We start from the raw sequence: 20,197 nt of genomic DNA on the forward strand, positions 1-20,197 counted from the left end.
AGGATTTCCGGTTACCAGAGCGTACGCACCCTCGGTGCGCGCCATTTTGCAACCGGTTCAATCATCAGCGCATGCAGCGCCCAGACCAGCGCATCCACCCTGTCGGGGGATCCGCGGCCCTCATATCCCTGCACCGTCATCCGGCACATCTGGTCTTCCAGCGCTTCAAGGCCCGGCATGTGCCGGACACGCCCCTGCTCATAGAGGGCTGCAATCGGTTCGGCGCGGGCAGATTTGCCACGGCTTGCGTGCACGGCCGTGATCGGCACCAGCGGATCAACCTGCCGCAACACTTCCTCAACCATCTGACCGCCCTGGTTCACCTCGGCAACCAGACGATCCGCACCATAAAGCTCCATGGCCTCAATCGCAGCCCGCGCCCATGCGGACGGGCTGGCGCCTGCTACCGTGCAATCGGCCAGGACCACGGCGCGCCAGTCCTGCGGTGGCCCCTGCATGGTAACACCGGCCACAACGATCCCGCATTCATCTGACGACGCGCTGCCCGTTGTCGACGGATCAAGCGCCACGACAATCCGGTCCAGCGCCTGGGTGTCTCTGACCCGGCAGGCTTCAATACCTGCCGTCGTCCAGAGCGCCCCTTCAGCGTCCTCCAGCAGCACACCATCCAGTTCCTGGCGGCCAAGCCGCGTCCCGGCATAGCGGGTCCGGACCTCTTCGAGGAACGAAGACGCCAGATTGGCCGCGTTCGCTTCTGTTGGTGCATGGGTCACAACCGTGGACGGCGCTTTCAGCAACTCTTTGAGGACGCCAACGTTGCGCGGTGTGGTTGTCACGCAGACCTGCGGTTTATCTCCAAGCCGCAGCGCGAACTGCAGCATATCCCAGGTGTCTTCGGCCTTTTTCCACTTGGCCAGTTCATCAACCCAGGCCGCATCAAACTGCGGGCCCCTCAGCCCCTCCGGGTCAAAGGCAGAATGAACCGTGGCAATGGCCCCATTGGGCCAGACCAGACGTTTGCGCCCGGCTTCCCAGACGGGCCGTCTGTCGGGCGGCGAGCAGGCAAGGATGCCGCTGTCGCCAAAAATCATCACTTCGCGCACCTGGTCCACGGTCTCCCCAACCAGGGCCACACGGCGCGCGCGCCCCTCATCGAGCGGCATCGCTCCCTCAACCTGTGACCGGACCCATTCGGACCCTGCACGGGTTTTACCCGCACCACGTCCGCCCATGATCACCCAGGACCGCCAGTCCCCTTCGGGCGGCAGCTGATGCGGCATGGCCCAGAACTCAAAAGATAAGGGAGAGCCAGAAGCTCTCCCTCACTCAGTTCATTTAGGAAGCTCTCCTGCACCTCGCGTGCAGCGGAGCCGATCCAGCTTGCACCCGATGTCAGCCCGTGCTTTTTCAAGGTCGAGGGCATAGCCCCCGCGGGCGATACCGGCGGTTTTGGTTCGGCATTCGACAAGGCGGTTCTCCACTTCCTGGCAGGTTCTCAGCAGCGACGTCGCCGACGCCACCGTTTTACTGCCCTGCGTCGTCTGAAAATCGTCACCTGCGCGGACCTTTTCTTTGAGGTCTTCAAGTTCTTTACGCAGATCTTTGATGGATCCGATCACGGATTTCAGCAAATCTTCAGATTGCGACGCTACGTGCTCCGGGGTCATTAAGGTCATTCAGGTTCTACCTCTCATGCGCGTAGGTCTCCGCACGAGAAAAACGAAAAAACGACCCGTCGGGATCACTCCCGGGGTCGTTTGCCCATTTCTTCCAGCATGTCACAAGTTATACGGGAGACCGTTCGCAAAGTCAAGAAAAATCACGTCAAGTCAAATAGTTGACCGTACGGTGCCATTAACCTTTTCCAGCAGCAGCACCGAAAAAACCGCTTTGAGCCCAGCGTTTCAAGGGCATTCAACTGTCCCGCAGGAACCCCGTCTCCGGGTCAGTTGCTGCTCTGCTGCTCGCGCCGTTCCGCTTCGATTTTACGCCACTCGGCCACGTTGCGGTTATGCTCCTGAAGCGTTTCGGCAAAGGCGTGACCGCCGGTCCCGTCCGCCACAAAGAAGATAAAGGGCGTCTCCAGCGGCTGTGCGGCTGCCTCGAGACTGGCAAGCCCCGGATTGGCAATCGGTGTCGGCGGCAGCCCTTCGATCACATAGGTGTTCCAGGGCGTCGCAGCACGCAGTTCGCTCTGCCGCAGACCCCGGCCCAGCGTACCCCGACCCTCGGTCACGCCATAGATCACCGTGGGGTCCGTCTGCAGCCGCATACCGCGGTTCAGACGGTTCACAAAAACGCTGGCCACCTGCCCGCGCTCCTCAGCCACGCCTGTTTCCTTTTCGATGATCGACGCCAGAACCAGCAGTTCTTCGGGCGTTTCCACAGGCAGGTCATCCGCTCGTGCTTCCCAGACCGCTGCAACGCGCCCGGCCTGAGCATCCGACATCCGCGCAATCACCTCTGCGCGGGTATCGCCGGGACGTACCTCATAGCTGTCAGGGGCCAACGCACCTTCGGGCGGCAGTTCCGCAACCTCGCCCTCCAGCACATCCATCGCCTTGAGGCTCTCCACCACCTGCCAGCTGGTGACACCTTCGGCCAGCGCAATCCGGAAGCGGGTACCAGCGTTGTTCTTGCGGTCCAGATAGACCTCCGGAGCGGCATCCTCGGCCGGGTTAAACGATGCTTTCTCCTCGAACCGGCCGGACACCGGGTCCAGCTCACGCAGCTGGACGTTCACGCGGCTCACACCCACACGGTACACCACCTCGGTGCCACAGGTGCTGGCCCCGCCACGTGTCACCACATTCACGATATTGGACATGGACGCACCGGGTTCGACCAGATAGCTGCCCGCTTTCAGCTGCGATGACTTGTCCGCATAATCCGCGCCGATGCGGAACAATGTGGCGGAACTGACGGCACCCTGCGCTTCGAGCTGTTCGCTCAAACGCCGCATGTTCGTGCCGCGGTCCACCTGGACACAGACCGCCTCAGCCAGCGGCCCAGCGCCCTGATACTGTCGCTGTCCCCAGAGGATCACGCCGCCCATCAGAAAGAGCAGCACAATGAGCGCCGTCACCGCATTGGATGCGATATGTCGCCACATCAGCTGACTTTCCCGAAGACAACGCTCGCGTTGGTGCCGCCGAACCCAAAGGAGTTTGACAGGGCCACGTTGATCTCACGCGCGCGTTTCGCATTGGGCGCCAGGTCAATCGGTGTCTCAACCGCAGGGTTGTCCAGGTTGATTGTGGGCGGTGCCACCTGGTCGCGGATCGCCAGGATCGAGAAAATCGCCTCAATCGCGCCCGCTGCACCCAGCAGGTGGCCGGTTGCGGATTTGGTCGACGACATGGTCACATTGCCCGCGTGATCGCCCATCAGGCGCTCCACAGCGCCCAGCTCGATGGTGTCCGCCATGGTCGATGTGCCATGCGCGTTGATGTAATCCACGTCAGAGGGCTCAACACCGGCGTTGCGCAGCGCATTGCGCATGGAACGCTCGCCGCCCTCGCCGTCCTCAGACGGCGCTGTAATGTGATAGGCATCGCCCGAGAGGCCATAGCCCAGCACTTCGGCGTAGATCTTCGCGCCGCGCGCTTTGGCATGTTCGTATTCTTCCAGCACCACGATGCCTGCGCCCTCGCCCATAACGAAACCGTCGCGGTCCGCATCATAGGGGCGGCTGGCTTTCTGCGGGTCGTCCCCGCGTTTGGTGCTCAGGGCCTTGCAAGCGTTGAACCCGGCAATGCCGATCTCGCAGATCGCGGCTTCCGCACCGCCTGCGATCATCACATCCGCATCCCCATGCTGAATGAGACGCGAGGCATCCCCGATGGCATGTGCGCCAGTGGAACAGGCCGTAACCACCGAATGGTTCGGTCCTTTGAAGCCGTAACGGATCGACACCTGACCCGAGATAAGGTTGATCAGCGCGCCCGGCACAAAGAACGGCGACACGCGGCGCGGGCCTTTTTCGTGCATCATCACTGCCGTGTTGGCGATGGAATTCAGACCACCAATACCGGAGCCGATCAGCACGCCGGTGCGCTCTAGGCTCTCTGCGTCATCGGGTGTCCAGCCTGCATCCTCAACCGCCTGCTGTGCCGCGGCCATGCCGAACAGGATAAAGGTATCGACCTTACGCTGTTCTTTGGGCTCCATGTATTTACCGGCATCAAACGTACCGTCGCTGCCGTCGCCCAATGGCACTTCACAGGCGTATTGTGTGACCAGCTTGCTGGCGTCAAAGCCTGTGATCGGCCCGGCACCGGACTGTCCGTCCAGAATACGCGACCAGCTTTCCTCGACGCCATCGGCCAAAGGTGTGACCAGACCAAGCCCGGTGATGACTACTCTGCGCATCGTGATGCCCCCTTCAATTTGGTGCTCCCCATATAGCGAGGAGGCTCTGCTGTGCAAGTCCCGGCGCACGCTGCCCTGCAGCGACCTTCTATTGCGGCGGCCCTTTGCGCACCAGCAGCGTGACCGGATCCCCGTCCAGCTCTGCATCCCGCATATGGCGATAGCCCATCGCCTCCGCAATACGGAAGGATCCGGTATTTTCCGGTGAAATCATGCACACGAGCTGCCCGGTGATCACACGGTCAAACCAGTCATGGGCAGCGCGGACCGCCTCCATCCCGAACCCCTCACCGTGCGCATCGGGAGCCAGAACCCAGCCCGCCTCGGGAAAACTGTCGAAATCTTCGCCCAGATCACGTTTGGCGTAAAAGAATCCGGCCTGGCCCGACATGTCGGTCGCGCGGTGGCGGTGGATCGCCCACTGCCCGAAACCGGTGATCTGCCAGTGCCCGGCATTGCGCAGAAACGCAGCCCAGGCTTTGCTGCGCGGCCAGGGTTCACCGCCGATATACTCCACCACCTCCGGCATGGACCATATCTCAGCAAACCGGCTGAAATCCTCTGCGCGCATACCGCGCAGGGTAAGGCGCTGTGTATTTATCGTGGGAATCGTGCGCGACATGTCCCGAGCCTCAGAAATACTGGAGCTTTTCGCTCTCTGGGCGTGATGATGGCGCAGGTCGGGGGCCTCTTTCAAGCCCCCGGAACACCGCGCACAAAAAAGGCGCCTCTCCGCGGGGGAAGGCGCCTTTTGTGCTCACAGACCGGGCTGACCCGGTCCGGACTCAGGATGCTCCGGAGATAAACTTCACCGCATCGCCGAATGTCTGGATGGTTTCGGCCGCGTCATCGGGGATCTCGATGCCGAACTCTTCTTCGAAGGCCATCACCAGTTCAACCGTGTCGAGGCTGTCTGCGCCCAGATCGTCGATGAACGACGCATTCTCGGCTACTTTATCTTCTTCAACACCAAGGTGCTCAACAACGATTTTCTTTACGCGATCTGCGATGTCGCTCATATCAATCCCTCATTCTTTCGGGCCATGTCTCAGGCCCCCTTTGGTTGCGACCGCCCCCGCTCTGCAGGATGGTGGCCGCGTATGCCCCAAAAGGGGCGGCTCTTGCCCGGTCCGTCATGACACCTGTCAGAACACCGGGACGGTGACGCCTGCAATAGCTCGGCGGTCGATTCCGTTACGCGCTCCCTCTAGCATAAGCTGAAAGGATGGCAAACAGATTGTGCAGGCCCGGTGCGCCCGGGCCGGCACGGCTTATAACATGGCCATACCGCCGTTCACATGCAAGGTTGTGCCGGTGACATAAGACGCCTCGGGGCTCGCCAGATAAAGCACACCGGCGGCAATTTCACCCGGTGTCCCCATGCGGCCCGCCGGGATCTGGCCCATGATACCTGACTTCTGGTCGTCGTTCAGCTTGTCCGTCATCGCGGTTTCAATAAAGCCGGGTGCCACCGCATTCACCGTGATACCGCGGCTTGCGACCTCATAGGCCAGGCTCTTGGACATGCCGACCATCCCGGCCTTTGAGGCCGCATAATTCGCCTGACCGGGGTTGCCGGTGGCGCCAACCACGGACGAAATGTTTACAATCCGGCCCCAGCGCGCCTTCATCATGCCGCGCATCACGCCTTTGCACAGGCGGAAGGTCGCCGTCAGGTTCACGTTCAGCACCGACTGCCATTCTTCATCTGACATACGCATGAACAGGTTATCGCGGGTAATGCCCGCATTGTTCACCAGAATATCAACCGATCCCATCGCCTCTGTGGCCTGTTTCGGCAGCGCGTCCACCGCGTCCATATCGCTGAGGTTACAGGGCAGCACATGTGCGCGCTCGCCCAGCTCGGCCGCCAGCGCCTCAAGCGGCTCCGTGCGGGTCCCCGACAGACCGACGGTGGCCCCGGCGGCATGCAGGCTGCGCGCAATCTCGGCACCGATACCGCCCGAAGCACCGGTCACCAGCGCATTTTTTCCTGTCAGATCAAACATTTTTCTCTCCCGCTCAGGCCTCAAGGGCCGCTTTGATGTCATCCGGCGCGCCGATATTCCGGGTACCCGCTTCTTTTGCAATCCGGCGGATCATGCCGCTCAGCGCCTTGCCTGCGCCGATTTCCCAGAATGCTGTCACACCATTCTGCGCCATCCAGGACACCGAAGAACTCCAGCGCACCTGACCGGTCACCTGTTCAATCAGCAACCTGCGGATTTCCGCCGGATCGGTCACCGCTTCGGCGGTCACATTCGCCACCAGCGGCACAGCGGGCGCATTCATCGTGACCGTCTCCAGCGCTTCGGCCATCTTTTCGGCGGCAGGTGCCATCAGTTCGCAGTGGAACGGTGCCGACACCGGCAGCATCAGCGCGCGTTTCGCTCCCGCCTCCTTGGCCAGCACACAGGCGCGCTCAACAGCCGCTTTGGTGCCAGAGACCACGTTCTGCGCGGGATCATTCTGGTTCGCGACCTGACAGACCCCGTCTTCGGCTGCATCAGCCGCAACCTGCGTGACCGTATCGAAATCGAGCCCCAGCACGGCGGCCATCGCGCCCTCACCCACCGGCACCGCCTGTTGCATGGCCAGCCCGCGTGTACGCAGCAGGCGTGCTGCATCAGCCACCGAAAAGGTGCCTGCCGCCGCCAGCGCGGAATATTCGCCCAGCGAGTGACCGGCCACATGGCTCACCTTGTCCATACCCAGACCTTCGGCCTCCAGCGCGCGCAGGGCGGCCATGGAGGTGGCCATCAGCGCGGGCTGCGCATTCTCGGTCAGCGTCAGCGTCTCAATATCGCCTTCCCAGATCAGAGCACTCAGCTTTTCCCCCAGCGCCTCATCAACCTCGTCGAAAACGGCCTGTGCCGCGGGCCAGGCTTCGGCCAGCGCACGGCCCATGCCGATGGTCTGGGCACCCTGCCCGGGAAAAACAAATGCGATGCTCATATCTCACGCCCCTTATTTTCTGTTACTGCATGGATTAGCCTGCCCGCACGTCAAGGGCAACGCTGCCGCGCGCATTCTCTGTGCGTGAGGGCAGATTGTGGTGACAGCATCAATGCTTACCCTATGTTCACCAATGACCCGACCGGAGAGCTGAAATGCCCCTGACCAATACAGCCACGCACTACGGTGGCGTGACCAAAACCTTTCACTGGCTGACCGCCCTGCTGATCATCACGCTGATCCCGCTGGGTATTTATGCAAACGGTCTGCCCTATGACACGTCCGAAGAACTGGCGCGCAAAGCCTGGCTTTTCTCCCTGCACAAAACGCTGGGGGTGACGGTGTTCTTTGTGGCCCTCGCGCGCATCGCCTGGGCGCTGAGCCAGCCGAAACCGGCGCTGCTGCACCCGGACCGCAAACTCGAAAGCCTGGCGGCAGAAACCGTACACTGGCTTCTTTACGGCTCGCTGCTGCTGGTACCGCTGTCGGGCTGGATCCACCACGCGGCAACCGCCGGGTTCGCGCCGATCTGGTGGCCTTTTGGCCAGAACCTGCCGCTGGTGCCCAAATCTGAAAGCCTGGCCGCCACAACCGCCGGTCTGCACATCGTGTTTGAGCGGGTGCTTGCGGCCTCCATCCTGCTGCATGCGGCCGGTGCGCTGAAGCACCACCTGATTGACCGCGACAGCACCCTGCGCCGCATGCTGCCGGGCCGCCCGGTGGTGCCGGATGTGACCGGAGCGCACCGCGTGGTCCTGCCCGTTCTCGCGGCTGTCGTTGTCTGGGCCGGGGCCCTCGCCACCGGTTCAGCGCTTGGCGTTTATGATCAGCACGGCGACACCGTTCAGGCCGCCGCACTGGAGGATGTGCAGTCCGACTGGGCCGTTGAGGACGGCACCCTCTCGATTGTCGTGAAACAGCTCGGCTCTGACGTCACAGGCAGCTTCGCTGACTGGACCGCAGCCATCAGCTTTGACGAGACAGTGACCGAAGGGCCCGCAGGCAGCGTCGATGTGACCATCTCGGTGGGCTCCCTGACCCTCGGCTCTGTGACATCGCAAGCCCTGGGCGCGGATTTCTTCAATGCAACCGCTTTCCCGACCGCGCAGTTCACCGCCGATATCCTGCGCACGGATGGCGGTTACGTGGCAGAGGGCACCCTGACCATCAAAGAGGCCAGCGTCCCGGTTACCCTGCCCTTTACACTGGACGTGGCGGATGGTGTCGCGGTCATGCAGGGTGAAACGACGCTCGACCGCCGCGACTTCGCCATCGGCGACAGCCAGAAAGACGAAAGCTCGCTGGGGTTCAGCGTCGGCGTCACTGTGAACCTGACCGCTACAGAAGGCTGACCGCCCCGACCCTGCACGGGCCGCAACAAAAAACCCCGCCGGTCCGGACCGGCGGGGTTTTTCTTTTCAGTGAGGTGGCGGATCAGCCTGCCTTCATCGCCTCGATGGAGATGATGACCTCAACTTCGTCGCTCACAAACGGTGCGAAAGCGCCCAGACCAAAGTCAGACCGCAGCACGGTTGTGGTTGCGTCAAACCCGGCCCAGGGCTTGCCTGCCTGCGGGTGATCGCCTGTCTGGTTGAGCTTTGCGTCCAGAACGACGGATTTTGTGGTGTCGTTCATGGTCAGATCGCCGGTGATTTTGGCAGTGTTATCGCCGGTCACTTCGATACCGGTCGATGTGAAGGTAATCATGTCGCCTTCTTCAGCATCAAAAAAGTCGCCGGACATAAAGTGGCCTTCGCGCTGTTCCCAGCCGGTGAACATGCTCATCACGGGCATGGCAACGGTTACGGAAGATGCTGCGGGGTTGTCCTGGTCGAACATGATCTCGCCCTCAAAGCCCGAGAACATGCCGTAGGTTGTGGAAAAGCCAAGGTGGTTATAGCTGAAGACGACCTGGCTGTGGCTGGCGTCCAGCACATATTTCTCAGCAGCGGTTGCCATTGATGCAGCAGCCGTCAGTGCGGTCGCAAGAATAAGGGATTTCATAGTATATCTCCGGGTTGGGTCACTGTCGTGCAAACATGGCACCGCATTACCCGAAGACAATCAGTCAGAATTCAACAGAACGTGCGCGCAGGTGAACAACCGGCGGTGATCCGCTCAGAGCTTGCCTGCCACGCGCAGGGCTGTCACCAGCGAACGGTGCGCCACACGATCAGTCGCGGCCACTTCGGCCAGCAGCGTGTCATTGCGGCCCCAGAGCTGCACATGCGCCCCACAGTTTTCCACGCGGGTCAGATCCTGAAAGCTGCAGCGGTCCAGCACCCAGCGATCACGGCCACGGGTCCGGACCAGACGCACCTCGTGGCGGATCGTGTCGATCTCAACGCGCGGTGCATTCGGGCGTACAGCGCTTTGCAGAAAGGCAATGCCCGCCATGCCGCCCACAACGGATGCCAGCAGCTTGATCAGCATCAGATCCTGGCTCCAGTCGGCGCCCGGTGCCACCCAGAGGCCTACGGCTGTGAGAACAAGAGCGGCTCCGACCAGACCCAGCGCGCCGCGCAGGACCATACGCCCGCCATCGAGCATACGTGCGGGTTGTGGGGCAATGGCTTTGAAGCCGGCAGCATTCGTGGCACTGATCATGTCGGTCATCCTCATCCTGGTTAACAAAGAGTTAACGGGCCAAAAAAGACCGGAATATGACGCGAAACGGGCTGTGCCGGGGCGATTTCCCGGCACGCGTGCATGGTATCAGCCGTGTCCGCAACGGTACTTGCGCTGTGGCACAGACCGTGTATATGCAGCACTTCCTTCTGCAACTATCTGAACCGCGCAGTCTCTCGTGGCCGGGCCGCAGAAGGGAAATGGCCCTGCCTTTGAAATGCGCCCTGATATAAATGAGGAGTTCGCATGCCACTCTATGAGCATGTCATGATCGCGCGTCAGGATCTGTCCAACACGCAGGCCGAAGGGCTGATCGAACATTTTGGTGCTGTCCTGTCCGACAACGGCGGGTCGCTCGTGGATCACGAGTACTGGGGCGTCAAAACGATGGCCTACAAGATCAACAAAAACCGCAAGGGCCACTACGCCTTCCTGCGCTCGGATGCTCCGGCACCGGCCGTTCAGGAGATGGAACGCCTGATGCGTCTGCATGACGACGTCATGCGTATTCTGACCATCAAGGTCGACGAACACGCAGAGCTGCCGTCGGTGCAGATGCAGAAACGTGACGACCGCGACGGTCGCCGCGAGCGCCGTTGATCAACCTGAGCAAGAGGACATAACCCATGGCCGCAAAACCATTTTTCCGCCGTCGCAAGGTCTGCCCCTTCTCGGGCGACAACGCGCCGAAGATCGACTACAAGGACACACGTCTGCTGCAGCGCTACATCTCTGAGCGCGGCAAGATCGTCCCGTCCCGTATCACCGCAGTCTCTGCCAAGAAGCAGCGCGAACTGGCCCGTGCCATCAAACGCGCCCGCTTCCTCGCGCTGCTGCCCTACGCTGTGAAGTAAGGAGAACATCATGCAGGTTATCCTTCTCGAACGCGTCGCCAAACTTGGCCAGATGGGCGAAGTCGTGGACGTCAAGCCGGGCTACGCCCGTAACTTCCTGCTGCCCCAGGGCAAAGCGCTGTCGGCCTCCAAAGCCAACATCGAAGCCTTTGAAGCACAGAAAGCACAGCTTGAGGCCCGCAACCTTGAGACCCGCAAAGAAGCCGAGTCTCTGGCCGAGAAACTGAACGGTCAGCAGTTCATCGTGATTCGCTCCGCATCGGACTCCGGCTCGCTTTACGGCTCCGTCACCACCCGTGACGCCGCAGAAGCCGCCACCGAGGCCGGTTTCTCCGTGGACCGCAAGCAGGTTGTTCTGGCACCGATCAAAGACCTGGGTCTGCACTCGGTTCAGATCGTTCTGCACCCCGAAGTTGACGCCACCATCGAGCTGAACGTTGCCCGTTCGCCCGAAGAGGCAGAGCTTCAGGCCTCCGGCAAATCCATTCAGGAACTGGCCGCTGAGGAAGAAGCAGCAGCAGACTTCGAAATCCAGGAGCTCTTCGACGACATCGGCGCCGCGGCGTCTGACGACGAAGACCTGGCAGAAGCTGCCGGCGTTGCAACCGCGGACGCAGGCGAAGACGCTGCCTCCGGCGATCAGGAAGACACAGCTGGCAAGGCGTGAACCCCCTGACAGTCTGAATATTGGAAACGCCGCTCCTTTCGGGGGCGGCGTTTTTCTTTTGCGTGCAGGGTTCCCGGAGTGCGCGAATTGACGCAAGTTCTTGTCCCGGCCGCGCGGCACCCCAGATACCTGACTGAAAGGGAAAGGTATCCATGACTGACATTACTCCGAACGACGACCAGGCTCTGTTTCAACACACTGAGCCAAAGGATTTCAAAGACCGTTTCGCGCTGAAGCTGGTGAAATTCATGCGCGTTTTCGCCGACCGCTTTTTCGCCAAGCGTTATGGGCACCGCGCCGTGGTTCTGGAAACAGTGGCGGCCGTGCCCGGCATGGTGGGCGGCCTGCTGCAGCACCTCAAGGCGTTGCGCACCATCCGCGATGATGAAGGCTGGGTGCGTGAGCTGCTCGACGAGGCCGAGAACGAGCGTATGCATCTGATGACCTTCATTGAGGTGGCACAGCCCAGCCGCATGGAGCGCTATCTGATCATGGGCGGTCAGGCGGTGTTTTTTAACCTCTACTTCTTCCTCTATCTCTTTGCGCCACGCACCGCTCACCGCGTCGTGGGCTATCTCGAGGAAGAGGCGGTGATCAGCTACACGCAGTATCTGGCAGAGGTCGACGCGGGATCGGTCGAAAACGTGCCTGCCCCGCAGCTGGCCATCGACTACTGGAAACTGGGCGACGCCGCGACCCTGCGCGATGTGATTATTGCCGTGCGCGCCGACGAGGCAGGCCACCGTGACCGGAACCACGAAATGGCCGACGAACTGGCGGCCTGACGGGTCTGCCCGGAAACAAAGAAGCGCCGCGACCTTGCACGGGACGCGGCGCTTTCCGCTGGCGATCGTCGCCAGCCCCTCCCCAAGGGTTCGGAGTTGTCAGTCGCGGGTCGTCATCAGCTTCCAGATCAGTGCGCCAATGGCAGCACCCGCCAGCGGCGCCAGCCAGAAGAGCCACAGCTGCTCCATCGCGGGTCCTTCGGCGAAGAGAGCCACGCCAGTGGACCGCGCAGGGTTCACAGAGGTGTTGGAGACCGGAATCGAGATCAGATGAATCAGTGTGAGGCCCAGACCGATGGCCACCGGCGCCGTCCCTGCAGGCGTTCCCGCGGATGTGGCGCCGAGGATGATCACCAGGAAGAACGCAGTCATCACCACTTCGGTCAGCAGGACGGCCATCACGGAATAGCCTTGAGGCGATGCCGCACCATAGCCGTTGGAGGCAAACCCGCCCGGTCCCTCATAGCCTGCACCACCCGATACAATGATATAGAGCACCAGAGCCGCTGCAAACGCGCCCACCGTCTGGGCAACCCAGTAGGGCAGCAGATCGCGGGCCGGAAAGCGCCCGCCGATCATCAGGCCCAGCGATACGGCCGGATTGAAGTGACCGCCCGAGATGTGGCCCACAGCATAGGCCATCGTCAGGACCGTCAGGCCAAAGGCGAAGCTGACGCCCAGCCAGCCGATCCCCACATCCGCGACGCCCGCCGCCAGTACCGCGCTGCCGCAGCCCCCCAGCACAAGCCAGAAGGTGCCGAAGAACTCGGCCATCAGTTTCTTTGTCATGTCCACGCCCTGTCTGATTTTTTGTTTGGACGGACGTTACCCGGACGAAACCTGAAATTTGCGGGGAAAAGAAAAGGGCCGGCGTCACAATGAACGCCGGCCCCCGATCGGAAAACGGTGATTCCGTTTATTCGTCGTCGAGCGCCTCAACGGCTTTCTGCAGGTCGTCTTTGCTGACTTCCTTGTCGGTCACGGAAGCACCCTCAAAGATGTGGTCCACGACCTTGTCCTCAAAGAGCGGCGCGCGCAGCTGCTGCTGCATCTGCTGGTTCTGCTGCACAAACTCAAAGAACTGGCGTTCCTGGCCCGGGTACTGGCGCGCCTGCGCCATGATCGCCTGGGTCATCTCGGCGTCAGTGACCTCAATCTCGGCCTTCTGACCGATCTCGGCCAGCAGAAGACCCAGACGCACGCGGCGCGATGCCAGCTTTTTGTGCTCATCTGTAGCTTCGATTTCCGGGTGGTCGTGGCCTTCCACATCCGGATTTTCCTCGTGCCAGAGCTGGTGCGCGATCTGGCCAGCTTCGGCATCAACCAGCGCGGGCGGCAGGTCGAAATCAACCATGTCGTCCAGCGCGTCCAGCAGCGAACGCTTCATCACCGCACGTGCGGCTCCGGCGTATTCGGCTTCCAGGCGCTCGGAAATCTGACCCTTGAGCGCGTCCAGATCCTCGGCACCGAATTTGGTGGCCAGCTCGTCGTTGATCTCGGCGGCAACCGGCTGTTTGACCTCTTTGATGGTGCAGTCAAAAACTGCCTCTTTGCCTTTGAGGTTCTCTGCTTGGTAATCCTCGGGGAAGGTCACCGTCACGGCCTTTTCCTCGCCCGCTTTCACGCCGGTCAGCTGATCTTCGAAACCCGGGATGAAAGAGTTGGAGCCCAGCACCAGCGGGTAGTCTTCGGCGGAACCGCCATCAAAGGCCTCACCGTCGACCTTGCCGACGAAATCCATCACGACCTGGTCGCCGTCTTTGGCTTTGGAGCCTTTCTTGCGGGCTTTGAAGTCCTGCGCGGTTTCGGCCAGGTTGCCCAGCGCCTCATCGATGGCTTCCTGCTCGGCCTTCACGACCATTTTCTCAAGCTTCACAGCCGAGAAATCAACTTCCGGGATCTCCGGCAGCGCCTCATAGGACATCTCAACTTCGACGTCGTCGCCTTCTTTCCAGTCCTCGTTGGTCATCTTGACCTGCGGCTGCATCGCCGGACGGTCACCGGATTTCTCAAAGTGCTCGTTCATCGCGCCGTCGATGCTTTCCTGCATCGCTTCGCCCATGACACGCTGGCCGAACTGCTTTTTCAGCAGCGCCATCGGAACCTTGCCTTTGCGAAAGCCCTTCATCTCAACTTCGGGCTGTGCCTCGGCCAGCTTTTCGTTGACCTTCTCCTCCAGCTCCGCCGCGGTGACCTTGATGGCATAGCCGCGTTTCAGACCTTCGTTCAGCGTCTCTGTGACCTGCATGTGTGCTCCATAAGAATAGGGCGCGCCGCCCGGGGCGCGCGTCGGTTTGCGCCCTTCTAAGTGGGACGGGCACAAGGTGCAAGAGGCGCTTTGCGTGCATGCGGATCGGGGGGCGCCGGGCGGTCAGCGGCCGGCCGGGCCAGGGGCGCTGCGGCCCTGTATCGCGGCGGCTGTGGTGCGGGCGGGGAGACTCGAACTCCCACACCTTGCGGCGCCAGAACCTAAATCTGGTGCGTCTACCAATTCCGCCACGCCCGCACATCGGACCAGCCGGTCCGCGTCCGTCTCCTAGCAAACCAGTCGCACGCTGGCGAGAGCAAAAAATTTCGTGGCTGTTAAGCAGTTGTTATCCAGTCCGCGTACAGACTGATTATGGTTAATGGCAAGGACGGGTTATGTCTGCACAGGAACATCCGGAGCATACACGAGGCAACACAGCAACCGCCACCTGCGCACTCGCAGAAAACACTGCATCAGGCCTCGTTCATGGCGCGCGTGTCCTGACACTGCGTGGCGAGGTTCCGGTACAGTCTCTGGTGCCGGGCGACCGCCTCGTCAGCCCCGGTGCCGTGATGGCCGAAGTCCGGCGCATCGAGATGAACAGCGTGATCGCCCGTGGTGTCTATGTCATTGCCGGATCGCTGGGTCATGCCAGGCGCTCGTCTGATACTCTGCTGGCCGCCGGACAGCCGGTGCGCATCCGTGACTGGCGTGCCATGGCCTTTACCGGACTGCGGTCTGCATGGATGCCGGCGCTCAGTCTGGTTGACGGTGAATATGTGCGCGACATCGGGCTGGCGCCAATGACGCTTTACCGGATCTATTGCAATGGCGCGAAGGTTCTCTGTGCCGATGGCATGGAAGTGGGTTCCGGCGAAGTTTATGCCGAGGCGCCTTTTGCCAGCGCCCGCTAAGCCTGAAGACCCCGCAGAACACCGGGCAGCGCCTCCGGCAGATCTTCCGCAATAAGCCCCGGGCCAAACGCGCGCGCGGCCTCGGTATGCAGCCAGACGGCGGCTTCGGCCGACGGGAGCAGATCAGGCGACAGCGGTGAGGACGCCACACCGGCAATCGCACCGGCCAGCACATCCCCCGCCCCTGCGGTGGCAAGCCAGGGGACCGCACGATCATAACAGGCCGCATGCAGACAGGCTTCGCCATCGGGTGATGCGATCACCGTATCCGCCCCTTTGAGCAGCACAACACAGCCCGCCCGCGCCGCAGCCGCGCGCACGGCATCCACTTTGGACATGCTGCCGCGTTCCGACTGGCCCAGGTCCGGGAACAGCCGCGCAAATTCTCCCTCATGTGGGGTCAGGATGGTACGCGCGTGCACGGCCTCAAACAGGGCATCGGGATCCTCTGCAAAGCTGGTCAGCGCATCCGCATCCAGAACAACGCAAGGATTGCGCCCGTCGCGCGCACCGGCGTCGCGGCGCAGCACCGCACACACCATGTCGCGGGTCCGCACGCCGACGCCCATGCCCGGGCCAGCGCAGAACCCGCTGACGCGGTCGTCGGCAACCTGCGCAAGCGACGCCGGATCATCCAGCCCCCGCAGCATCACCGCATCCAGCCGCATCGCATTTTCCTGCAGCGCGGCCTTGGGACAGACCAGCGTGACAAGCCCCGCTCCGATCCGCAGCGCGGCCCGCGCCGCCAGCCGACCAGCCCCGCCGCGCCCGACACCGCCCGCAAAAACCACGACGTGGCCGTAGTCGTATTTGTGCGCGCCCCCCGCGTTTTCGGCAGTTGCGAGAGTGGCCAGTCCGGATCGGGTGCGCCGGGGGCCGCTGTTCGGACAGACAGGCGCAGGGCCCCCGGCGCGCTGACCGATGTAATGTCCCTGCCAACACCAATGTCCACAACGACAAGCTCGCGGCAGACTGCAGGCCCCATCGCCAGGTAATGCCCCGGCTTGGGTGTCTGAAAGGTCACGGTCAGGTCCGCGACGTTTGAACAGGCCACGCCCGCCGCCTCCTGCGGAACGTCACCGGTGTCGAGGTTCAGCCCCGACGGACAGTCCACTGCCACTTTTCGCACTTCCGGCGCTCCGGGCCAGGCCGCCCGCATATCGTGATCCAGCACCTCCGCCACCGCGCCCGGCAGGGCCCGCGTCAGTCCGATGCCAAAGACCGCGTCAATCATCAGATCCGGCGCGGGGCCCGCTGCGATCTCTGCGCGCTGCATGGGCCGCACGTCCCCCATGGCTGACCATCGGTCAAAATTTGTGCGCGCATCCGGCGGCAGGCGGTCTGCCTCACCGAAGAAATACACAGCGCACTCCCAGCCCCGCTCCGCCAGCAGGCGCGCTATTACAAAACCATCGCCGCCGTTGTTGCCCGGACCGCAGAGAACCACCGCCCTGCCCGGCATTTCAGCCATGTCGGGCCACCTGGCGAATACCGCGTCGACAACGCCCTGCCCGGCCCGTTCCATCAGTTCCAGACCGCTCACCGCACCGGAATCGATGGCCTGCTTTTCGAGGTTGCGCATCTGTTCTGCCGTCAGCAATTCGGTCATTTCAGTCCCGGCGATTCAGTTTCGATTAAAAAATGTGCAACATGCCCAAAATTCGCGCGCTCCTGCGCCAAAATTATCCGCACTCCCCCGATGATACGGCAATCCATGGACGCTGCCAGAGCTAAATGATCTGAGCGACGTGGACTGCGGCAAGGGAGGCCAGGATGAAGAAAATCGAAGCTGTCATCAAACCATTCAAGCTCGACGAGGTGAAGGAAGCCCTTCAGGACGTCGGCGTTCAGGGCCTGTCTGTGATCGAGGTCAAAGGGTTCGGCCGCCAGAAGGGGCACACTGAACTGTACCGCGGCGCTGAATACGTTGTCGATTTCCTGCCCAAGGTCAAAATTGAGATCGTGCTGGACGACGACATGGTCGACGCCGCCATTGACGCCATCGTATCGGCCGCGAAAACCGAGAAAATCGGCGATGGCAAGATTTTCGTGACACCCGTCGAACAGACGATCCGGATCCGCACAGGCGAGACCGGGTCTGACGCTCTGTAAGACCTTGCGCGCAAACACATTCATTCCAACCAGGAGGGATATCCGAGAATGAGCAAAGAACTGATCAAGATGATTGCCGATGAGGACGTGGCCTACGTCGACATCCGCTTTACCGACCCGCGCGGCAAACTGCAGCACGTCACCGTGATCGCAGACCAGGTCGATGAGGACTTCCTTGAGGAAGGTTTCATGTTTGACGGCTCCTCCATCGCTGGCTGGAAGTCCATCGAAGCCTCCGACATGAAGCTGATGCCCGACGTGGACAGCGCTTATATCGACCCGTTCTATGCTGAAAAAACCGTTTGTCTGCACTGCTCCATTGTTGAGCCGGACACCGGTGAAGCCTATGAGCGTGACCCGCGTTCGACCGCCCAGAAAGCGGAAGCGTACCTGAAATCCTCCGGCATCGGCGATGTGGCCTACTTCGGTCCCGAGGCGGAATTCTTCCTGTTTGACGACGTAAAATTCTCCAACACCATCAATAAAGTATCCTACGAAGTTGATGCTGTGGACGCGTCCTGGAACACAGACACTGACTACGAGATGGGCAACATGGGCCACCGTCCGGGCGTCAAGGGCGGCTATTTCCCGGTCAACCCGACAGACGAGATCCCAGGACCTGCGCTCCGAGATGCTCTCGACCATGAAGCGTCTGGGCATGAAGGTCGATAAACACCACCACGAGGTGGCGTCCTGTCAGCACGAACTGGGTCTGATCTTTGACAGCCTGACAAAACAGGCCGACGAGCTGCAGAAATACAAATACGTGATCCACAACGTGGCCCACGCCTACGGCAAATCCGCCACCTTCATGCCCAAGCCGATCTATGGCGACAACGGCACCGGCATGCACTGCAACATGTCGATCTGGAAAGACGGCAAGCCGCTCTTTGCAGGCGACAAATACGCGGACCTGTCCGATGAGGCCCTGTGGTTCATCGGTGGTATCCTCAAGCACGCCAAAGCGCTGAACGCTTTCACCAACCCGTCCACAAACTCCTACAAGCGTCTGATCCCGGGCTTTGAAGCACCGGTGCTGCGCGCCTATTCCGCACGTAACCGCTCTGGTTGTGTACGTATTCCGTGGACCGAAAGCCCGAAAGCCAAGCGCGTCGAGGCCCGTTTCCCCGACCCGGCGGCAAACCCCTACCTGTGCTTTGCAGCGCTCCTGATGGCCGGCCTTGACGGCATCAAGAACAAGACCGATCCGGGCGAAGCCATGGACAAGAACCTCTATGATCTGCCCGCCGAAGAGCTGGCCGGTATCCCCACTGTCTGCGGCAGCCTGCGCGAAGCGGTCGAGGAACTGGAAGCCGACATGGACTTCCTGCTGGCCGGTGATGTCTTCACCAAAGACCAGATCGAAGGCTACATCGAGCTCAAGATGGAAGAGATCGAGACATACGAACACACACCCCACCCGGTTGAGTTCGGCATGTACTACAGCTGCTGATCTGACGATCAGCGGGGTTGTTCACAAAGCACCTGCATCAGATAAAGGCGTCCCTCCGGGGGCGCCTTTTTCATACGTACGACCTGCAGTTGATTAAAGCGGCCCGGCTGGTGCATCATTAACCTTATTTAATGATGATTTTTCAGGAGCCCGGTTATGACACTGTTTTTCACCCGCCGTGCGTATAACGCATCTACCAAAAAATTTACGCGCAACACCGCGACGCTGACCCGGTATGTGCAGCTGACCAGCGGGCCCGACAGCCGGGGGCGCTGGAGCGGCGGGACCATCAGCCAGTCGGACTGGCTGGCGCAGGTGCGCGCCGAGGGCGATACCAACGAGATCACGATCTATGTGCATGGCTTCAACACCAACCAGTCGGATATGCTGCGCCGTCTGGCAAAAATACGTAAAGGCCTGAAAGATAACGGGTATCGGGGCGCGCTGATTGCCTGGGACTGGCCCAGCGATGGTGGCATTTTCTCCTATGACCACGACAGAAACCGCGTCAAGGAAACCGCGCATTTCATGTTCTCGGACGGCATTCTGCCGCTGCTGAAAATGTCGCCCCGGCCGAAGATCAACCTGATCGCCCATTCCATGGGGGCCTATGCTGTGCTGCGTGGGCTGTCGGTGTTTGACGATGCGGCGGGTCCGGGCTCCGGTGCCTGGAAGGTTAACGAGATCACCTTTGCCTCGGCCGATGTCGCGCGCAAATGGCTGGGCCGGGGGCCTGGGCCGCCCTGCTGCTCAGGCACCGCTGCAGGCGTTTCACCAATTACTACAGCGGCGAGGATGGCGTTCTGCCCATCTCTGCATTCACGGACGGGTTCCGCAAACGTGCGGGGCGCGATGGCCTTCCTGTGGCCACGGAATCCAACCAGTTCGATGTGAACTGCACCGCCCAGTTCCTGCGCGACGTCCCCTCCGGCAAGCGGACCAAAGCGCGGTCGCACCGCTGGTGGTTTGAGAACGACGCTTTCTATCGCGATCTCTGTCTGACCATCGGCGGCACCGCCGCAGACGCCATGCCGACGCGTGATGATGGCCCGCACGGTGACTTTATCCTCGACGACTGACCGGGCACCGGCCTCATCGGCGTCAAAACACTTGCAGAACTGACCTGCCCGCATTATCTGCGCGTTCGGGGCTCATGGCGCCTGCCGTCCGCATATCCGGTGAAGCCATGATCTGACATTCGGTTTCTGATCCCTCAGGGTCGCAAATGATACCGGCAATGCGGACACCT

The 20,197-nt window shown here is 61.4% G+C and carries 21 protein-coding genes, 1 tRNA gene and 3 pseudogenes; 10 read left to right on the forward strand and 15 right to left on the reverse strand.

Translation table 11 applies throughout. The features are described 5' to 3' along the window. Positions 1 to 11: 11 nt before the first annotated feature. From ACZ1HA_RS08915 to fabD, 8 genes and pseudogenes are all read right to left on the reverse strand, one after another. A pseudogene (locus ACZ1HA_RS08915) lies at positions 12 to 1,384 on the reverse strand (DNA-packaging protein). After that, positions 1,293 to 1,637 carry a hypothetical protein gene (locus tag ACZ1HA_RS08920; RefSeq protein WP_472713585.1) on the reverse strand — a complete coding sequence of 115 codons (345 nt, stop codon included), beginning with the start codon at positions 1,635 to 1,637 and terminating at the stop codon, positions 1,293 to 1,295. Before ACZ1HA_RS08920 ends, ACZ1HA_RS08915 begins: the two are co-directional and overlap by 92 nt. Positions 1,638 to 1,906: 269 nt before the next feature. Further along, positions 1,907 to 3,073, reverse strand: a complete 1,167-nt coding sequence (mltG, locus tag ACZ1HA_RS08925) for an endolytic transglycosylase MltG (protein WP_472713586.1) — start codon at positions 3,071 to 3,073, stop codon at positions 1,907 to 1,909. Continuing rightward, a complete protein-coding gene (gene fabF / locus ACZ1HA_RS08930; protein ID WP_472713587.1) occupies positions 3,073 to 4,332 on the reverse strand; it encodes a beta-ketoacyl-ACP synthase II in 1,260 nt (419 codons plus the stop codon). The genes mltG and fabF overlap by 1 nt, the downstream gene beginning before the upstream one ends. Positions 4,333 to 4,420: 88 nt before the next feature. Next, positions 4,421 to 4,954 (reverse strand): GNAT family N-acetyltransferase, encoded by a 534-nt coding sequence (locus ACZ1HA_RS08935; protein ID WP_375227408.1) that lies wholly within the window; start codon positions 4,952 to 4,954, stop codon positions 4,421 to 4,423. Between the two features lie 163 nt (positions 4,955 to 5,117). Next, complete coding sequence (locus ACZ1HA_RS08940) at positions 5,118 to 5,351, reverse strand: acyl carrier protein (RefSeq protein ID WP_375227407.1); 234 nt, start codon at positions 5,349 to 5,351, stop codon at positions 5,118 to 5,120. Between the two features lie 252 nt (positions 5,352 to 5,603). Further along, positions 5,604 to 6,341: a 3-oxoacyl-ACP reductase FabG gene (gene fabG / locus ACZ1HA_RS08945; protein ID WP_472713588.1), complete on the reverse strand. Its 738-nt coding sequence runs from the start codon at positions 6,339 to 6,341 to the stop codon at positions 5,604 to 5,606. A 13-nt stretch (positions 6,342 to 6,354) separates the two neighbouring features. After that, on the reverse strand, positions 6,355 to 7,287 hold the full coding sequence (gene fabD, locus ACZ1HA_RS08950) for an ACP S-malonyltransferase (protein ID WP_472713589.1): 933 nt from the start codon (positions 7,285 to 7,287) through the stop codon (positions 6,355 to 6,357). 155 nt (positions 7,288 to 7,442) lie between these two features. On the opposite strand from fabD, the gene ACZ1HA_RS08955 reads away from it, so the two are divergent. Beyond that, positions 7,443 to 8,639, forward strand: a complete 1,197-nt coding sequence (locus ACZ1HA_RS08955; protein ID WP_472713590.1) for a cytochrome b/b6 domain-containing protein — start codon at positions 7,443 to 7,445, stop codon at positions 8,637 to 8,639. A gap of 82 nt (positions 8,640 to 8,721) precedes the next feature. On the opposite strand, the gene ACZ1HA_RS08960 is transcribed toward ACZ1HA_RS08955, so the two are convergent. Together ACZ1HA_RS08960 and ACZ1HA_RS08965 are read right to left on the reverse strand one after the other, a co-directional pair. Then, entirely contained in the window at positions 8,722 to 9,291 is a 570-nt protein-coding gene (locus ACZ1HA_RS08960) for a YceI family protein (protein ID WP_472713591.1), read from the reverse strand. Between the two features lie 114 nt (positions 9,292 to 9,405). Next, entirely contained in the window at positions 9,406 to 9,903 is a 498-nt protein-coding gene (locus ACZ1HA_RS08965) for a hypothetical protein (RefSeq protein WP_375227402.1), read from the reverse strand. Between the two features lie 258 nt (positions 9,904 to 10,161). Between ACZ1HA_RS08965 and rpsF the strand changes: the two genes are divergently transcribed. The 4 genes from rpsF to ACZ1HA_RS08985 all read left to right on the forward strand — a co-directional run bounded on the left by rpsF (position 10,162) and on the right by ACZ1HA_RS08985 (position 12,221). Continuing rightward, on the forward strand, positions 10,162 to 10,515 hold the full coding sequence (gene rpsF / locus ACZ1HA_RS08970) for a 30S ribosomal protein S6 (protein ID WP_472713592.1): 354 nt from the start codon (positions 10,162 to 10,164) through the stop codon (positions 10,513 to 10,515). Positions 10,516 to 10,541: 26 nt separating this feature from the next. Beyond that, complete coding sequence (gene rpsR / locus ACZ1HA_RS08975; RefSeq protein WP_005982441.1) at positions 10,542 to 10,769, forward strand: 30S ribosomal protein S18; 228 nt, start codon at positions 10,542 to 10,544, stop codon at positions 10,767 to 10,769. A 10-nt stretch (positions 10,770 to 10,779) separates the two neighbouring features. Then, positions 10,780 to 11,436, forward strand: a complete 657-nt coding sequence (rplI, locus tag ACZ1HA_RS08980; protein ID WP_472713593.1) for a 50S ribosomal protein L9 — start codon at positions 10,780 to 10,782, stop codon at positions 11,434 to 11,436. Positions 11,437 to 11,588: 152 nt separating this feature from the next. Continuing rightward, positions 11,589 to 12,221 carry an alternative oxidase gene (locus ACZ1HA_RS08985; protein ID WP_375227399.1) on the forward strand — a complete coding sequence of 211 codons (633 nt, stop codon included), beginning with the start codon at positions 11,589 to 11,591 and terminating at the stop codon, positions 12,219 to 12,221. Positions 12,222 to 12,320: 99 nt separating this feature from the next. Here the strand turns inward: ACZ1HA_RS08985 and aqpZ are convergent, their stop codons facing one another. The 3 genes from aqpZ to ACZ1HA_RS09000 all read right to left on the reverse strand — a co-directional run bounded on the left by aqpZ (position 12,321) and on the right by ACZ1HA_RS09000 (position 14,727). Further along, positions 12,321 to 13,010 carry an aquaporin Z gene (gene aqpZ / locus ACZ1HA_RS08990; RefSeq protein WP_472713594.1) on the reverse strand — a complete coding sequence of 230 codons (690 nt, stop codon included), beginning with the start codon at positions 13,008 to 13,010 and terminating at the stop codon, positions 12,321 to 12,323. 127 nt (positions 13,011 to 13,137) lie between these two features. Continuing rightward, complete coding sequence (tig, locus tag ACZ1HA_RS08995; protein ID WP_472713595.1) at positions 13,138 to 14,469, reverse strand: trigger factor; 1,332 nt, start codon at positions 14,467 to 14,469, stop codon at positions 13,138 to 13,140. Between the two features lie 173 nt (positions 14,470 to 14,642). Then, positions 14,643 to 14,727: transfer RNA gene (locus ACZ1HA_RS09000), tRNA-Leu, on the reverse strand. Positions 14,728 to 14,864: 137 nt separating this feature from the next. On the opposite strand from ACZ1HA_RS09000, the gene ACZ1HA_RS09005 reads away from it, so the two are divergent. Beyond that, a complete protein-coding gene (locus ACZ1HA_RS09005; protein WP_375230848.1) occupies positions 14,865 to 15,383 on the forward strand; it encodes a Hint domain-containing protein in 519 nt (172 codons plus the stop codon). Here the strand turns inward: ACZ1HA_RS09005 and ACZ1HA_RS09010 are convergent. Next, positions 15,380 to 16,174 carry an ADP-dependent NAD(P)H-hydrate dehydratase gene (locus tag ACZ1HA_RS09010; RefSeq protein ID WP_472713596.1) on the reverse strand — a complete coding sequence of 265 codons (795 nt, stop codon included), beginning with the start codon at positions 16,172 to 16,174 and terminating at the stop codon, positions 15,380 to 15,382. The two genes, ACZ1HA_RS09005 and ACZ1HA_RS09010, sit on opposite strands and share 4 nt — an antisense overlap. 206 nt (positions 16,175 to 16,380) lie before the next feature. Beyond that, positions 16,381 to 16,992 (reverse strand): annotated as a pseudogene (locus tag ACZ1HA_RS09015) (NAD(P)H-hydrate epimerase); the annotation flags it as partial. A gap of 164 nt (positions 16,993 to 17,156) precedes the next feature. Here ACZ1HA_RS09015 and ACZ1HA_RS09020 point away from each other — a divergent pair. The 4 genes and pseudogenes from ACZ1HA_RS09020 to ACZ1HA_RS09035 all read left to right on the forward strand — a co-directional run bounded on the left by ACZ1HA_RS09020 (position 17,157) and on the right by ACZ1HA_RS09035 (position 20,027). Then, positions 17,157 to 17,495: a P-II family nitrogen regulator gene (locus ACZ1HA_RS09020; RefSeq protein ID WP_375230845.1), complete on the forward strand. Its 339-nt coding sequence runs from the start codon at positions 17,157 to 17,159 to the stop codon at positions 17,493 to 17,495. A 48-nt stretch (positions 17,496 to 17,543) separates the two neighbouring features. Further along, positions 17,544 to 18,948, forward strand: a pseudogene (gene glnA, locus ACZ1HA_RS09025) (type I glutamate--ammonia ligase). 156 nt (positions 18,949 to 19,104) lie between these two features. Then, positions 19,105 to 19,842: an alpha/beta hydrolase gene (locus tag ACZ1HA_RS09030; protein ID WP_472713597.1), complete on the forward strand. Its 738-nt coding sequence runs from the start codon at positions 19,105 to 19,107 to the stop codon at positions 19,840 to 19,842. Then, complete coding sequence (locus ACZ1HA_RS09035) at positions 19,812 to 20,027, forward strand: hypothetical protein (protein ID WP_375230843.1); 216 nt, start codon at positions 19,812 to 19,814, stop codon at positions 20,025 to 20,027. Before ACZ1HA_RS09030 ends, ACZ1HA_RS09035 begins: the two co-directional genes overlap by 31 nt. Positions 20,028 to 20,197: the final 170 nt, after the last annotated feature.

The organism is Roseobacter sp. S87 (genome assembly GCF_055693285.1).

Coding starts and splice junctions, on each gene's coding strand:
- ACZ1HA_RS08920 (WP_472713585.1), bottom strand. CDS start 1,637: ATGACCTTAATGACCCCGGAGCACGTAGCGTCGCAATCTGAAGATTTG.
- mltG (WP_472713586.1), bottom strand. CDS start 3,073: ATGTGGCGACATATCGCATCCAATGCGGTGACGGCGCTCATTGTGCTG.
- fabF (WP_472713587.1), bottom strand. CDS start 4,332: ATGCGCAGAGTAGTCATCACCGGGCTTGGTCTGGTCACACCTTTGGCC.
- ACZ1HA_RS08935 (WP_375227408.1), bottom strand. CDS start 4,954: ATGTCGCGCACGATTCCCACGATAAATACACAGCGCCTTACCCTGCGC.
- ACZ1HA_RS08940 (WP_375227407.1), bottom strand. CDS start 5,351: ATGAGCGACATCGCAGATCGCGTAAAGAAAATCGTTGTTGAGCACCTT.
- fabG (WP_472713588.1), bottom strand. CDS start 6,341: ATGTTTGATCTGACAGGAAAAAATGCGCTGGTGACCGGTGCTTCGGGC.
- fabD (WP_472713589.1), bottom strand. CDS start 7,287: ATGAGCATCGCATTTGTTTTTCCCGGGCAGGGTGCCCAGACCATCGGC.
- ACZ1HA_RS08955 (WP_472713590.1), top strand. CDS start 7,443: ATGCCCCTGACCAATACAGCCACGCACTACGGTGGCGTGACCAAAACC.
- ACZ1HA_RS08960 (WP_472713591.1), bottom strand. CDS start 9,291: ATGAAATCCCTTATTCTTGCGACCGCACTGACGGCTGCTGCATCAATG.
- ACZ1HA_RS08965 (WP_375227402.1), bottom strand. CDS start 9,903: ATGACCGACATGATCAGTGCCACGAATGCTGCCGGCTTCAAAGCCATT.
- rpsF (WP_472713592.1), top strand. CDS start 10,162: ATGCCACTCTATGAGCATGTCATGATCGCGCGTCAGGATCTGTCCAAC.
- rpsR (WP_005982441.1), top strand. CDS start 10,542: ATGGCCGCAAAACCATTTTTCCGCCGTCGCAAGGTCTGCCCCTTCTCG.
- rplI (WP_472713593.1), top strand. CDS start 10,780: ATGCAGGTTATCCTTCTCGAACGCGTCGCCAAACTTGGCCAGATGGGC.
- ACZ1HA_RS08985 (WP_375227399.1), top strand. CDS start 11,589: ATGACTGACATTACTCCGAACGACGACCAGGCTCTGTTTCAACACACT.
- aqpZ (WP_472713594.1), bottom strand. CDS start 13,010: ATGACAAAGAAACTGATGGCCGAGTTCTTCGGCACCTTCTGGCTTGTG.
- tig (WP_472713595.1), bottom strand. CDS start 14,469: ATGCAGGTCACAGAGACGCTGAACGAAGGTCTGAAACGCGGCTATGCC.
- ACZ1HA_RS09005 (WP_375230848.1), top strand. CDS start 14,865: ATGTCTGCACAGGAACATCCGGAGCATACACGAGGCAACACAGCAACC.
- ACZ1HA_RS09020 (WP_375230845.1), top strand. CDS start 17,157: ATGAAGAAAATCGAAGCTGTCATCAAACCATTCAAGCTCGACGAGGTG.
- ACZ1HA_RS09030 (WP_472713597.1), top strand. CDS start 19,105: ATGACACTGTTTTTCACCCGCCGTGCGTATAACGCATCTACCAAAAAA.